We start from the raw sequence: 13,431 nt of genomic DNA, 5'->3' as shown, positions 1-13,431 counted from the left end.
GCCTCCGGAAGGGGGGGCCGGCATGAACTATGATATCACCGGGCCGGTCCGCTACTCGATGCGGACCCATGTGGGCAAGGTGCGCAGCGCCAACGAGGATGCCATCCTCGCGCTTCCGGAGCTGCATGTCTGGGCGGTGGCCGATGGTATGGGCGGGCACCAGAACGGCGCCTATGCGAGCAGCACGATCACCGAGTCGCTCTCCGAGCTGTCCTGCGAGCTGGCCGGGCTCGAGCTGATGCAGGCGACGCGCGAGGCCATCCTTTCCGCCCATGCGCATATCCACGACATGTCGGTGCGCAACGGCGGGACCACGATGGGCTCGACCGTGGTGGTGCTGATCATCGCGGGCGGGCATTTCGTTTGCCTCTGGGCGGGGGACAGCCGGCTCTATCTGCTGCGCGAGGGCGAGCTGATCCGCGTCTCGCGCGACCATTCGCTGGTGGCGGACATGGTGGATGCCGGCCAGCTGACCGATGCGGAGGCCGAGAACCACCCGCATTCCAACGTGATCACCCGGGCGGTGGGCGTCGGCGAGGCGCTCGAGATCGACAAGCGTCGCAGCAACGTGTTGCCCGGCGACCGTTTCCTGCTCTGCAGCGATGGGCTGACCAAATATGCCGATGACCTCTATCTTCGACAGATGCTTCGCACGGAGCCGATCGAGACCGTCTCCGACAAGCTCCTCCAGGCCGCGCTCGACGGTGGCGGAGCGGACAACATCTCCATCATCGTGGTCGAGGTGCCGCCCAATGGCGTCGCCGCCGACAACGGTTCGGAGCCGGAGGACACCGTCGTCTCGGGCCTCTGAACGCTGGCGCGCGGTGCTGGCCGGCGCGGCCCTGGCGCTGGCCGCCGGGCTGGCGCTGCCCGGCACGGCGGCTGCCGACAATGTCGCCATCGTGGTCATCAACAGCGACTACCGCGACCTCACCGACCTCGAGCATGGCAGCAGCGGCGAGATCGTCGCCGGCGCGCTGGAGGCCGCGGGCTTCCGGGTCGAGCGGATGCGCAACGCCACCACCGGCGGCATGATCGCGGCGCTGCTGGCGCTCGGCAAGGAGCAGGACCCGGACGGCGCGGCGGTGTTCTACTTCTCCGGCTATGCGCGCCAGATGCGCGGGCGGAACTTCATCCTCGCCAAGAACGCGCGGCCGCGCCGGCCCTTCGATTTCGTGACCCAGGGGCTCGACCTCGACAGCGTGACCAATGCGCTGGCCAAGGCCGGCGGGCGGCTGCAGCTGGTGGTGCTCGACGGCGCCTATCCCGAGCCGATGCTCGAGGGGCTGCCGGATCTCGACCCCGGCCTCGCGGTGCCGGCGCCGAAGCCGACCGAGGCGATCCTGCTCGGCGCGCGGGCCGGCACGATACTGGGCGACGGCGAGGGCGCGGAGGCGATCGCCGAGGCCTTTGCCGAGGCACTGGCCGATCCGCAGGAGGATCTCGGGCTGCTCACCGCGCGCTTCGCCCGGTCGGCGGATGTGCGGCTGGGGCGGACGATCTTCGTCGGCCTCGGCGCCGATGCGAACCGGCCGCTGGTGGTCCCCGCCGCCGCGGCGCCCGAGCCGCCCGCGCCGCAGACCCCCGAGCCGCCGGAGACCGCGGAGCCGCAGACGCCCGAGCCCACCGGCCCGGTCACCACCTTCGTGCCGGCGCCGACCGGCACCGAGACCCCGGAGACGGCCCAGCCCGAGGCTCCCGCGGTGCCGGAGACGGCGGCACTCTCGGCACTCGAGTTCGACGCACAGCTCAGCTTCTCCGAGCGTCAGCGCATCCAGCTCGCGCTCCGCTCCCTCGGTCTCTACCAGTACGGCATCGACGGCGTCTTCGGCCCGGGCTCGCGGGCGGCGATCCGCACCTTCCAGCGCCTGCGCGGCTTCGAGGCGACCGGCTATCTCGATCACGCGCAGAGAGAGGTGTTGTTCGATATCGCCGGCCTGTAAGATGCGCGTGAAAGACGGGTGGTAACAGCAGTCCACCGGATGATTCGGGAGAGAGATCATGAGCCTTCGGCTGAAGTTTAATCTGGTGCTGCTGCTCGCGCTCGGCGTGGGCTATGCGGTGCTCGGCTATTTCCTCTGGAGTTTCCTTGCCAACAATGCCCGCGACGAGGTGCTGGCCAAGGCCCGCGTGATGCGCGAGAGCGCGCTGGCGATGCGCTCCTACACCGCCGACCAGATCCGGCCGCTGCTGCAGACCGTCTCGGCCGAGCGCTTCCTGCCGCACACCGTGCCGTCCTATGCGGCGCAGGAGAACTTTCGCCTGGTGAGTGACAGCGACGAGGCGTACCGCGAGTATTCCTACAAGGAGGCGGCGCTCAACCCGACCAACCCGTCGGATCGCGCCAATGCCTGGGAAGAGGACATCATCCGCGCCTTCCGCGAGGATCCGAGCCGCAAGGAGATGGTGGTCGAGCGCACTGCGGCAACCGGCCAGATGCTGGTGCTGGCTCATCCGATCCAGATCAAGAACGAGGCCTGCCTGATCTGCCACTCGACACCGGATGCCGCCCCGGCCTCGATGATCGCGCAATATGGCGAATCAAACGGTTTCGGCTGGGAACTGAACGAGATCATCGGCGCGCAGGTGGTCTCGGTGCCGATGTCGGTGCCGCTCGAAAGGGCCAAGGAAACCTTTGGAATCGTGATGATCTCTCTGGCCGTGGTCTTCTTTGTCATGCTACTGATCATCAATACGCTTCTCGGCATCGTTGTCGTGCGGCCGATCTCGCGCCTGTCGGACCTGGCGAACGAGATCAGCCTCGGCAACCTGGATGCGCCGGAGATGGAACCGCGCGGCGGCGGAGAGATCGCCTCGCTGACGGAATCCTTTAACCGGATGCGCCGTAGTCTCGAGAACGCGCTTCGCATGATCGAGTGAGGGAACGGAGGCCCTCGAGCGTATGACCGCATCGCCCCAGCAGATCCCGGCGTTCATCGGGAAGTACCGGATCGATGCGGTCCTCGGCACGGGGGCCATGGGCGTCGTCTACAAGGCGCATGACACCGCGATCGAGCGCGATGTCGCGATCAAGACCATCCGGCGCGAGCTGCTCGAGGACCAGGACGCCCAGTCCTGGCGCGAGCGCTTCGCCCGCGAGGTGCGCACCGCGGCGCGCTGCATCCACCAGAACGTCGTCACGATCTACGATTTCGGCGAGGATGCCGGGGTGCCGTATATCGCGATGGAGTATTGCGCGAGCCGGCCGCTCTCGGATTTCCTGATCTCGCAGCGGCCCTTCGACGTGAAGTCGGCACTCTACATCGCCAGCCAGATTCTCGCGGCGCTCGAGGCCGCGCATGCCCAGGGCATCGTGCATCGCGACATCAAGCCGGGCAACATCCTGCTGCTCGATGCCGGCACCGTGAAGGTCACCGATTTCGGCATCGCCCGGGTCGAGAGCTCGACCATGACCGCGCATGGCTCGGTGGTCGGCACGCCGTCCTACATGAGCCCCGAGCAGTTCATGGCCTCGAATGTCGATCAGCGCTCGGATCTCTTCAGCGCCGCCATCGTCGCCTACGAGATGCTCGCCGGCAAGCGGCCGTTCCAGGGCAACAACAGCGCCGAGATCATGTACCGGGTGCTCAACGAGATGCCGCCGCCGATCACCGCGATCAACCCCTCGGTGCCGGCGGGCATCGAGCGGGCGATCTGGCGCGGCCTCGCCAAGGCGCCGGAGGAGCGCTTCCCGAGCGCCACCGAGTTCGCCCATGCGCTGCAGATGGGGGCGGGGAATACCGAGGCGGCGACGATCATCGCCCCGGCCGCGCCGCAGCCGAGTCAGGTGGCGCCGCGCCCGGTCGCCGGTTTCGACGACAAGGTGCTGGAGACCGCCGAGCGGCGCCTCGCGCGCTTCGTCGGGCCGATCGCAAAGGTCATGGTGAAGAAGGCGGCGCGCAGGGCAAACTCGGTCTCGCAGCTCTACACGATCCTGGCCGACGAGCTGGGCGACCCGAAGGCGGCGGACCGTTTCCGCCGCTCGGCCACCGACACCGCGATCTCCGACACCGCGATGCAGCTCTCGACCAGCCTCACCTCGAGCTCGGGCCAGCGCGTGGCGATCGACCCGGACACGCTGACCCAGACGCAGAACTCGCTGGCCAGCCATCTCGGCCCGGTGGCGCGGGTGCTGGTGCAGAAGGCTTCGACCAAGGCCGACAGCCTGGAGAGCTTCTACCGCATCCTCGCCGATGCGATCCCCGACCAGGCGCACCGCACCGCCTTCCTGCGCAAGCATCTCGGCACCGGCAGCTGAGCCGCCGGTGGGCGCCCCGGGAGCGGGGGCGCCGGGAAGATGGCAGCCACCTGCTAGGCCGGTTCCGCGCCATGCGGGGGAGGGGGAGGCTCAGATGTCGCCGCGGCGGCGCCAGCGCTCGAGCAGCTCGCGGCTCACCTCGAAATGCATCGAATCCTCGCGGCCGAAGCCGGCGCCCCAGATCCAGCCCTCGCGGTTGAAGATCTCCGAGAGCAGCACCAGGCCGAGCTGGGTCTTGCCGTCGCCCAGCGTGTCGAGCTGGCCGTCGATGTTGAGATCCACCGCGAGCCCGTAGGCATGGGCCGAGGCGCGGTCCTCCGAGCCGCGGATGCGGCGCACGCAGAGCGAGCCGGAGGACTTGATCCGGGCATAGAGCTCGGGCTCGTAGACCTGCACGTTCTTGAAGATCTGCTGCAGCGAGACGATGGCCGGGCGCAGCATGCGCACCTTGATCGGGCCGACATCGGCGAGCTCGAGCATCTCCTTCAGCGTCTCGTTGGTCATCTCCTCGCAGTTGTCGGAGAGCTCCTCCCGCGGCAGGCCGAGGAATTCCTTGAGGAAATTCGGCGTCGCATGGGTCAGCTGGCGGTTGAAGCTGCGCCGGTCGGCGACCAGCACCACCTGCGCGAAGTTTTCCTTGTAGCCGCCTTCCTCGTCCTGCGGCTCCTCCTCGGAGATCGGGCCGGCCTGGTCGGTGGGATAGGCGCGCGAGAGCACCTCGGCGGCGGAGCGCGCCTCGAGGTTGCGCACCGTGTCCTCCATCGCGTCGAGCCGGAAGGTGCTGTCGTTGACCTGCTGGCGGAGCGCCGTGATCTGGCCCTCGAGCTCGGCGACCCGGTCGTCGCCGCCGAACTCGGCCTCCGCGAGATGCCAGACCACCGGCGCCGCGAGTACTGCCAGCGCCAGTATCACAAGTCCGATATTTACCTTCACCGACGCGCCCTTCCGTCAAATTCTTCGCCCGAGCATACCACAGCGAAACGGGAATCCCAGCGTCCCTGCCGAGCCGACCCTGCGGCATTCGGGGCTCGACTTTCGCCAATTGATCGGCGACACCACGAGGCAGGAACCGCATCCGACGTCTCCAGCCATACACGAGAGGGAGTGCCATGGATCGTCTCGTCGACCGGTTGCCGAGCCCGGGGGGCTTCGCCCTCTGGCTCTATGCCATCGCCTTCGTGGCGCTGCCGGCGCTGCTTGCCTACAAGGGCCTGGCCTATGTGGTCGGGATCGTCGTCTTCTCGGTCGGGCTGCGGCCCCATGTCGACGGCATCGTCGAGGGGCGGACGGTGGATTTCGCCTTCAAGTGGCGCGGCAAGACCTATCAGCGACAATACCGGCTGGCGATCAGGTCCGAGGCCTGGGTGGTCAAGATCCTGTCCTGGGGGCTGATGGCGCTCACCGTCCTGGTGCTTCCGGTGCTGGTCTTCGTGCTGCAGGCGCAGGGGCAGATCTTCTACGAGCAGCTCGAGACCCAGCTGCCGGCGATCCTCGCCGAGCTCGGCCGGCTGATGGACTTCGCCCACGAGCAGCTTCCCGAATACGTGCCCGAGGTCGATGTCGACCGCGGCAAGGGCTGGACCGGGGTCTCGAACCTGCTGGGCCAGGTCGCCGGCGATGCGGTGCAGGACATCAAGGGCGTGCTGAAATCGGTCTTCGGCAGCGTGCTCAAGGTGGTCGGCACGCTGCTGGGCGACTGGGTCAAGCTGGTGATCGCGGCGATCATCGTCGGCACCATCCTGGCGGGCTGGGAGAAGGAGGTGAAGATGCATCGCGGGGTGATCTCCCGCGGGCTGGCCGCGCCGCGCCTGCGCGCCAACGTGCTGCGCTTCGGCGAGCTCTACCAGACCGGTGTCAGCCTCTTCATGATCGGCTATCTCGAGGTGGCGGCGACGCTCACCGTGCTCTACGCGCTGGCCATGCTGGTGCTGCCGCTCGGGCTCAGCCTCGGCGCGATCCTCTTCATGGCGGTGGTGCTGGGCTTCGTCACGGCGATTCCCAAGATCGGCGGCTTCGGCGGCATGGCGGTGGCCTTCCTGCTGATGGCGACGAACATCCAGGCCGGCCTCGGCTGGTTCGGCTACGACGTGATCAGCCTCGGCACCGGGTTCGACGTGCTGATCCGGGTCGCGGTGCTGATGGCGGTGGCCAAGACCATGGGGCTGCTCGAGGCCTACAACTACACCCCCGAGATCGTCGGCAAGAAGCTCGGCATGACGAAGATGCAGATCATCGCCACGGTGCTGATCTGGGCCGTCGGCGCGGGCTTCTTCGGGATGATCTGGGGGATCCTGATCTCGCTCGTCTTCCAGGCGGCGCTCCGGCTCGCCGAGGAGGATGCCGAGCGGCGGCTGGCCGGGGGCGAGGCCGAGCCCGCCGCCAGCGAGACCGGCGCGGCGGAATAGCGCGGCGCCGGATTGGGGCCGTGCTGTTCGGAGGGGTGCCGCGCTGCCTGCGCGGCTGCTCCCGCCGCGGCTCGCCCTGGCCCGGTGAAGCAGCCCGGCGAGGCCGCCGGGTCAGGCGCCCGGTTCAGCCGGCCGGGGCGATCTGCGCAGGGCCGGTCTCAGGGCCAGCCTCCGGGCCGGTCCCGGGGTCGCTTCCGGGGCCGATCTCCGGGGCCGTCGCCGGCTCGCCCTCCGGCAGTTCCCCGAGGCTCACCAGGCCGTTGGTATGCACCTCCATGCCGGGCAGCGGCCGCTTCAGCCAGCCGAGCTGGTGCGCGAAGTGCTGGTACTCGAGCTGCGCCCGGCCAAACTCTCCCGGCGGCGGCAGATGCGCGATCCAGTGCGGCGAATAGCCGGGCAGGGTGATCGTGCCGAGCAGCAGCTTGATGCGCAGATAGGCCTCGAAGGTGCCCTCCAGCACCGCCTCCGGCCCGAGCCCGACATAGGTCTGCAGCTCGGGGTCGAGCCGCACCTGCTCGCGCAGCGCCTCGGCATCGCAGATCAGCGTCTCGCCGCAGCCGCTGCCGTCGAGGCCGAGCTCGCGCCGCGCCCGCGCCCCGGCCTCGTTGTCGGCGGCGACCAGCTCCAGCACCCGGCCGGAGGCGACGGTGAACTTGAGGCTTTCCACCTCGAGGCCGAAGCGGTGGTAGAGATGGCTGAGGAACATCCGGTCGTGCTCGATCAGCTCGAGGCAGACGCCGGCCACCTCGGCCTCGTGCTCGGAGAAGATCCGGCGGTGCTCCTCGGCGATTGCGGTGCGCAGCTCGTAGAGCCGGGCGCGCAGCTTGCGCTTCTCGCGCTTGAGCTCGCGCGCGCCGAGGCTCGACCAGGCCAGGTTGACCACCGGCGCCACCAGCGAGCCGAGGAACTGCCCGAGCCGCCGCCGCAGCCAGAGCGAGACCGGCTGCGCCGCGATCGCGTGCTTGCGCCGGATGCGGATCATCTCGTGATCCTTCTCGGCGGCGATGCGCTCGCGCTCCAGCGGGTCGGTGTTGGTCTTGAGCTCGTCATGGATCGAGCGATGCGTGGCGCGAACCTTGTCGTCGAGCCGGTCGAGCTCGCGGAAGCCGCGTTCGGCGGTGCGGAAGGTCTCGACGAACTCCTGCTCGAAATAGCGCACGGCGATCCGCAGGCAGACCGCGGAGGGGCCGTTGAACTTGGTCTGCACCAGGTGAATCAGTTCGCGATAGGTCTGCATCCGGTGCGCGACATAGCCGTTGAAGCGGTTGAACTCCTGCCACGACGCCGGCACGTGCAGCTTCGGCAGGGTCTTGGTGTCGGCCAGCTTCTGGACGAAGCGGTCCTCGAGGATCTTGCCCGCCACCCGGCTGAACGGGATGGTGACGAGGCTGACGCCCTTGCCCTGCACGAAGAGCACCGTGACCGCCCATTTGAGCAGCCAGAGGATCGCCGCGGCGAGCAGCCCCATGGCGACCCAGACGGTGGTGGAGATGCCCTCGACATGTTCGAGAAGCGACGGATCCTGGGCGAGCTCCGCTTCCATGCTGTTCTCCTTCGCTGCCACACGGCTATCGGTCTAGCCGAATTCGACTTCGAGCGGTACCGGGCGAGATCGCCACTTGACGGCCCCCGGCGCAGGATCTAAATCCCCTCTCCGTGGGGCCCGTAGCTCAGCTGGTAGAGCAACTGACTTTTAATCAGTGGGTCACAGGTTCGAACCCTGTCGGGCTCACCACCTCACGATCTCGATCCGAGAGAGAAAACGGCGCTTTCAAAAGGCGCCGTTTTCTCTCTTGGCGCGTGCCGAATCTGTGCCTGATGACGAGATCATCGGCATCGCTGCCGATGAATCGCCTGTCTGTCGATCGGAGACTGGCGCGCGACTGGCGCATGGCGGCCGGGTGATTCCGGCTGCCGCGCCCGGCGCCGGGCTCAGGGCGCCGGCTCCTCGGGGAGCAGCACGCCCGCCTCCACCGGCCAGGAAAGCTCCGCCGCATCGCCGCGGGCGAGATGTCCCTCGGCGCGGAAGGAGGGCTCGATGGCAAGGATCTCGCCGAAATCCGTCTCCACCCGGTAGAGCACCTGCGCGCCGTTGAAGACCGCCGAGGCGACCCGGCCGGCAAGGCGGTTGGTGGCGGGGCCGTCTCCGGCGGGCCGGTCCGCCGCGCCGCCGGCCCTGACCGAGATCCGCTCCGGCCGGAGCGCCAGCAGGCTGCCGGCGCCGGCGCGCACGGTCACCGCCGCCCCGCCGCGGGTGAGGCGCGCGAGGCCGTCCGCGAGGGGGGAAAGTTCGCCGGAGAGAAAGTTCGCACGGCCGAGAAAGTCCGCAACGAACCGCGAGGCGGGGGCGTTGTAGAGCGCCTCCGGCGCGCCGCTCTGCAGGATCCGCCCCTCGTTGAGGATGACGATGCGGTCGGACATGTTCATCGCCTCCTCCTGGTCGTGGGTGACGTTGACGAAGGTGGTGCCGAGCCGCTCGTGCAGCGCCTTGAGCTCGATCTGGAGATCGACCCGCAGCTTCTTGTCGAGCGCCGAGAGCGGCTCGTCGAGCAGGATCACCGGCGGCTCGAAGACCAGCGCCCGCGCCAGCGCCACGCGCTGCTGCTGCCCGCCGGAGAGCTGGCGCGGATAGCGCCCGGCCAGCGGCCCGAGGCGCACCTGGTCGAGCGCCTTCGCCAGCCGCTCGCGCCGCTCGGCCCGCGGGATGCCGCGCAGCTTCAGCGGGTATTCGACATTGCCGGCCACGGTCATGTGCGGGAACAGCGCATAGCCCTGGAACACCACGCCGAAGGCGCGCTGCTCCGGCGGCAGGCCGAGGATCGGGCGGCCGTCGAGCAGGATCTCGCCGCGCTCCGGCGCGACGAAACCGGCGATCGCCATCAGGATGGTGGACTTGCCGGAGCCCGACGGGCCGAGCAGGCTGACGAACTCGCCCTGCGCGATCTCGAGGGTCACGTCCTCGACCGCGCGGGTGCGGCCGAAATCCTTGGTCACGCCGCGCAGGCTGAGCGCGCCGCCGCTCGCCCCGCTCACGGCGTCACCAGCGGCTCGACGGGGGCCGACCAGAAGGGCAGGGCCTCGCGCCGCGGGGTCCACTCGCCGCGCTCCACCAGCCCGGCGACATGCCCGGCGATCTCGGCCATGGTGGCGAACCACACGTCGCCGGCCGCCTGCATGTGCTCGATCAGCCCGCAGAGCGCCTCGGCCCGCGCCAGCCGCCCGGAGACGAAGGGATGGAAGACGCTGACCCAGAGCCCGCCATGGCGATGCGCGGCGTCGAACTCGGCGCGGAACACCTCCATCGCCCGCTCCGGCGCGCGGATCGGCATGGCCATGGAGAACTCGCCCATATGGACGTATTGCGGCCAGTCGTCGAGCGCGTAGTCCGACGGCAGCTCGACCAGCGACCCGCCGGCGCAGTCGAGCATGTAGGGCACGTCGTCGCCGAGCAGCGAGGCGTCATAGGCGAAGCCCTCGGCGACCAGCAGCCGCCCGGTCTCGGCCGACATCGCATAGGCCGGCGCGCGGTAGCCGCGCGGGCGGGCGCCGGTGGCCTGCTCTATGGCCTCGATGCCGCGCAGCAGCACGGTGGCCTCGTCCGCCGGGGAGAGCGTGTTGGGCCGCTCGTGCAGCCAGCCGTGATGGCCGATCTCGTGCCCCTCGCCGGCCAGGAGGCGCACGGTGTCGGGATAGGTCTCGACGCACCAGCCGGGGATGTAGACCGTGAGCGGCACGTCATAGGCCCGGGCGATGCGCGCCAGCCGCGGCACCGCGATGCGCGGGCCATAGCGCAGCGCGCTCGAGGCGCCGATCATCCCCGGCGCCGCCGCCCCGTGGCGCAGATGCACGAGGCTCTCGGCATCCATGTCGAAGGTGAGCGCCACCGCGCAGCGCGCGCCGCCCGGCCAGGGCGGGGGATTGTCGAGCAGGTCGAGGGACATCGGGCGAAAACCTCCGGTTCAGCCTTTCGGCCGCGCGCGGCGCAGCCGGGAGTGGATCATGACGATGGCGACGCCGAGGATGGTGATCGCCATCAGCACCACGGCGACCGCGGCGACGGTGGGGTCGACGTTCTCGCGGATGCCGTCCCACATCCGCCGCGGCAGGGTGTAGACCGCGCGGGTGGAGATGAAGAGCGTCACCACGATCTCGTCCCAGGAGATGATGAAGGCGAAGACCGCCCCCGAGATCACGCCGCCGCGGATGTTCGGCAGCAGCACGTCGATCGCCGCCCGCCAGGGGGTGGCGCCGAGGCTGCGGGCGGCCTGCTCGAGCCGCGCGTCGAGCAGCGCCAGCGAGGTGCTGACGGTGGTCACCACATAGGGCAGCGCGATGATGGCATGGGCGATCACCACGCCGGCCCAGCTGTCGTAGAGGTCGAGCTGCACCCAGACACGGTACATCGCCAGCGCCGAGACCACCGGCGGCAGGATCATCGGCGTCATCGCGATCACCAGCACCACCGCGGCGATGCGCCCGCCGAGGCGCCAGACCCCGAGCGCGCAGAAGGTGCCGAAGGCGCAGGCGATGGCCATCGCCGCGAGCGCGATGGTGAAGCTGTCGAGAAAGCTCTGGTGCCAGCCGCTGTCGGTCAGCAGCGCCTCGAAATGGCGCAGGCTGAGGCTGCCCTGCGGCAGCTGCATGAAGCGGCTGTCGTTGAGCGCGACGGGCAGCGTCACGAAGCCCGGCAGCAGCAGGAACAGCACCACCACCCAGGCGGCGAGAGCGATCCGGCGGCGGGCGCGGTCGGAGAGATCCATCAGCCCACCCCCGCGAGACGGCGGAAGCCGATGGCCCGCGCCACCAGCCAGACCAGCGCGATCACCGAGAGCAGCAGCACCATGGAGAGCGCCCCGGCCTGCGCCCAGCGCAGCGTCTGCAGCACCGAGACGGAGATGTATTCCGAGAGCATCACCACGCGCCCGCCGCCGAGGATCGCCGGCGTCACGTAGAAGCCGAGCCCGAAGATGAAGACCAGCACCCCGGCGCCGAAGATCGCCGGCAGCGTCACCGGCACGTAGACATCGGTGAAGGCGCGCCAGGGCCGGGCGCCGACGCTGCGCGCCGCCATCACCAGGCGCCGGTCCACCGTGGTCATCGCCGCGAAGAGCGGGAACACCGCGTAGGGAATGAGGAAATGCACCATGCCGATGATCACGCCGAGCTCGTTGCGCACCAGCTGCAGCGGGCGCTCGACCAGCCCGGCGCCGGTCAGCGCCTCGTTGAGCAGCCCGTTGTGGCGCAGCAGGATCAGCCAGGCCAGCGCCCGCGCCAGCACCGAGAGCCAGAACGGCACCAGCACGAAGAGCGTCAGCATCAGCCGCTGGGTCTCGCCGAGATGCGCCATCGCGAAGGCCACCAGATAGCCGAGCACCAGCGAGACCAGGGTGGTGATGGTGACGAGGCGCAGCGTCGTCCAGAGCATCGAGCGGATGCCGGGCGAGGTGACGATCGCCTCGTAGTGCTCGAGGCCGAAGCTCTCCGGCAGGCCGAAGGAAAGCGCCGCCAGCCAGCCGAGCGGCAGCAGGAACATCAGCCCCACGAGCGCCACCGCCGGCAGGACGAAGAGGAGATAGGGTCGGGTCATCGCATCCGCCGCCGGGGGTGGGGGAGGGCCGGCCCGCGGGGGGCCGGCCGCGGGTTCAGCCGGAGATACCGTCGAGCCAGCGCTCGACCGCCTCGTCGTAGTGCTCCTCGTACCAGGTCTCGCTGCGCGTCACCTGGCGGGCGACGTTGCTCGGATGGCCGGGGTCGAGGCGCACCAGTTCCTCCGGCAGCATCGCGGCGGCGGCCGGGTTGGTCGGCCCGTTGCCGAGCAGCTCGAGCAGCCGGATCTGGCGGGCCGGGTCGAGCACCGAGTCGAGGAAGCGGTTGGTCGCCGCCGGATCGGCCTTGTGCCCCTTCGGCATCACGAAGGAGGAGTGGCAGTAGAGCCCCTCGTCCCAGGTCCAGCTCACGCGCCCGCCGGTGTCGCGCTCGAGCACGCTGGCGCGGGTGTTCCAGATGATGCCCATCACCGCCTCGCCGGACATCATCATCTCCTGGCTCGAGGCGCCGCTCTCCCAGTAGATCACGTTGTCGCCGAGCGAGCGCGCCTTGGCGATGGCCCGGTCGATATCGGCGGGGTAGAGCTCCTCCGGTGGCACCCCGTCGCCGAGCAGGCAGGCCTCCATCGCGCCCATCTGGTATTTCCACATGGTGCGGAAGCCCGGATAGGTCTCGGTGTCGAAGAAGTCCTTCAGCGTCGGCGCCCTGTCCGGGAACAGGCTGGTGTCGTAGGCGAGCACGAAGCTGTAGGTGTAGTTGGCGATGCCGTGGTCATAGGCCCAGCCCTGCGGCAGCTTGGCCTTGTCGACGATGGCATAGTCCACCTCGTCGAGCAGCCCCTGCTTGCCGAGCTGGTCGCAGAGGAAGCCGTCGCCGTCGCAGACATCCCACACCACGTTGCCCGACTCGACCATCGCCTTGATCTTGCCGGCCAGCGGCACGCCGCCATCGACCACCACCGGCACGCCGGTATCGGCGGTGAAGGGCTCGCCCCAGGCCTCGCCCATGGCGCGCACCGCATCGCCGCCGAAGTTGCAGAGCACGATCTCCTGCGCTGCCGCGGCGGCCTCGGAGGCGGTCAGGATGCCGCTGCCGGCCACGGCGGGGGCGATGCCGGCGCCGAGGCAGAGGCGCACGAAGTCGCGCCGGTCCATCCGCCCGCGCGCAAGCTCGCGCCGGGCGATGTCGATCAGGTCGTCGGTGAATCTGGATGCCATTGTC

Annotated in this window: 12 protein-coding genes and 1 tRNA gene; 6 read left to right on the top strand and 7 right to left on the bottom strand. The window is 69.4% G+C overall.

All coding sequences use genetic code 11. The features are described from left to right. Window positions 1-22: 22 nt before the first annotated feature. The 4 genes from QSJ97_RS03940 to QSJ97_RS03925 are packed head-to-tail and all read left to right on the top strand — an operon-like array spanning window position 23 to window position 4,258. Complete coding sequence (locus QSJ97_RS03940; protein WP_285670257.1) at window positions 23-811, top strand: PP2C family protein-serine/threonine phosphatase; 789 nt, start codon at window positions 23-25, stop codon at window positions 809-811. Window positions 812-824: 13 nt separating this feature from the next. Next, window positions 825-1,943 carry a peptidoglycan-binding protein gene (locus tag QSJ97_RS03935; protein ID WP_285670256.1) on the top strand — a complete coding sequence of 373 codons (1,119 nt, stop codon included), beginning with the start codon at window positions 825-827 and terminating at the stop codon, window positions 1,941-1,943. 58 nt (window positions 1,944-2,001) lie between these two features. Next, window positions 2,002-2,880 carry a c-type heme family protein gene (locus QSJ97_RS03930; RefSeq protein WP_285670255.1) on the top strand — a complete coding sequence of 293 codons (879 nt, stop codon included), beginning with the start codon at window positions 2,002-2,004 and terminating at the stop codon, window positions 2,878-2,880. A gap of 22 nt (window positions 2,881-2,902) precedes the next feature. After that, a complete protein-coding gene (locus tag QSJ97_RS03925; RefSeq protein WP_285670253.1) occupies window positions 2,903-4,258 on the top strand; it encodes a serine/threonine-protein kinase in 1,356 nt (451 codons plus the stop codon). A 90-nt stretch (window positions 4,259-4,348) separates the two neighbouring features. Here the strand turns inward: QSJ97_RS03925 and QSJ97_RS03920 are convergent, their stop codons facing one another. Further along, window positions 4,349-5,191: a M15 family metallopeptidase gene (locus tag QSJ97_RS03920; protein WP_285670252.1), complete on the bottom strand. Its 843-nt coding sequence runs from the start codon at window positions 5,189-5,191 to the stop codon at window positions 4,349-4,351. A 176-nt stretch (window positions 5,192-5,367) separates the two neighbouring features. Here QSJ97_RS03920 and QSJ97_RS03915 point away from each other — a divergent pair, with 176 nt between their 5' ends. Beyond that, a complete protein-coding gene (locus QSJ97_RS03915; protein ID WP_285670251.1) occupies window positions 5,368-6,663 on the top strand; it encodes an AI-2E family transporter in 1,296 nt (431 codons plus the stop codon). Window positions 6,664-6,787: 124 nt separating this feature from the next. Here QSJ97_RS03915 and QSJ97_RS03910 read toward each other — a convergent pair whose 3' ends face one another. Beyond that, window positions 6,788-8,206, bottom strand: a complete 1,419-nt coding sequence (locus tag QSJ97_RS03910; RefSeq protein WP_285670250.1) for a hypothetical protein — start codon at window positions 8,204-8,206, stop codon at window positions 6,788-6,790. Window positions 8,207-8,322: 116 nt separating this feature from the next. Here QSJ97_RS03910 and QSJ97_RS03905 point away from each other — a divergent pair. Next, window positions 8,323-8,398: transfer RNA gene (locus tag QSJ97_RS03905), tRNA-Lys, on the top strand. Between the two features lie 197 nt (window positions 8,399-8,595). Here the strand turns inward: QSJ97_RS03905 and QSJ97_RS03900 are convergent. The 5 genes from QSJ97_RS03900 to QSJ97_RS03880 are packed head-to-tail and all read right to left on the bottom strand — an operon-like array spanning window position 8,596 to window position 13,427. Next, on the bottom strand, window positions 8,596-9,696 hold the full coding sequence (locus tag QSJ97_RS03900; protein ID WP_285670249.1) for an ABC transporter ATP-binding protein: 1,101 nt from the start codon (window positions 9,694-9,696) through the stop codon (window positions 8,596-8,598). Beyond that, window positions 9,693-10,604, bottom strand: coding sequence for a polysaccharide deacetylase family protein (locus tag QSJ97_RS03895; RefSeq protein ID WP_285670248.1), 912 nt, complete (start codon window positions 10,602-10,604; stop codon window positions 9,693-9,695). The genes QSJ97_RS03900 and QSJ97_RS03895 overlap by 4 nt, the downstream gene beginning before the upstream one ends. 18 nt (window positions 10,605-10,622) lie before the next feature. Next, window positions 10,623-11,423, bottom strand: coding sequence for an ABC transporter permease (locus tag QSJ97_RS03890; RefSeq protein ID WP_285670247.1), 801 nt, complete (start codon window positions 11,421-11,423; stop codon window positions 10,623-10,625). After that, window positions 11,423-12,250, bottom strand: coding sequence for an ABC transporter permease (locus QSJ97_RS03885; RefSeq protein ID WP_285670246.1), 828 nt, complete (start codon window positions 12,248-12,250; stop codon window positions 11,423-11,425). Before QSJ97_RS03885 ends, QSJ97_RS03890 begins: the two co-directional genes overlap by 1 nt. A gap of 55 nt (window positions 12,251-12,305) precedes the next feature. Further along, entirely contained in the window at window positions 12,306-13,427 is a 1,122-nt protein-coding gene (locus QSJ97_RS03880; protein WP_285670245.1) for an ABC transporter substrate-binding protein, read from the bottom strand. Between the last annotated feature and the right edge of the window lie 4 nt (window positions 13,428-13,431).

The sequence above is a fragment of the Paralimibaculum aggregatum genome (assembly GCF_030270585.1).
In the GTDB taxonomy this organism is placed as follows: Bacteria; Pseudomonadota; Alphaproteobacteria; order Rhodobacterales; family Rhodobacteraceae; genus Thermohalobaculum; species Thermohalobaculum aggregatum.
This window is presented reverse-complemented; position numbering and strand designations above follow the sequence as displayed.

Bases quoted from the DNA above. Each gene is read 5' to 3' on its own strand.
- QSJ97_RS03915 (WP_285670251.1), top strand. From the start codon at position 5,368: ATGGATCGTCTCGTCGACCGGTTGCCGAGCCCGGGGGGCTTCGCCCTC.
- QSJ97_RS03890 (WP_285670247.1), bottom strand. From the start codon at position 11,423: ATGGATCTCTCCGACCGCGCCCGCCGCCGGATCGCTCTCGCCGCCTGG.
- QSJ97_RS03895 (WP_285670248.1), bottom strand. From the start codon at position 10,604: ATGTCCCTCGACCTGCTCGACAATCCCCCGCCCTGGCCGGGCGGCGCG.
- QSJ97_RS03930 (WP_285670255.1), top strand. From the start codon at position 2,002: ATGAGCCTTCGGCTGAAGTTTAATCTGGTGCTGCTGCTCGCGCTCGGC.
- QSJ97_RS03940 (WP_285670257.1), top strand. From the start codon at position 23: ATGAACTATGATATCACCGGGCCGGTCCGCTACTCGATGCGGACCCAT.
- QSJ97_RS03885 (WP_285670246.1), bottom strand. From the start codon at position 12,250: ATGACCCGACCCTATCTCCTCTTCGTCCTGCCGGCGGTGGCGCTCGTG.
- QSJ97_RS03910 (WP_285670250.1), bottom strand. From the start codon at position 8,206: ATGGAAGCGGAGCTCGCCCAGGATCCGTCGCTTCTCGAACATGTCGAG.
- QSJ97_RS03880 (WP_285670245.1), bottom strand. From the start codon at position 13,427: ATGGCATCCAGATTCACCGACGACCTGATCGACATCGCCCGGCGCGAG.
- QSJ97_RS03925 (WP_285670253.1), top strand. From the start codon at position 2,903: ATGACCGCATCGCCCCAGCAGATCCCGGCGTTCATCGGGAAGTACCGG.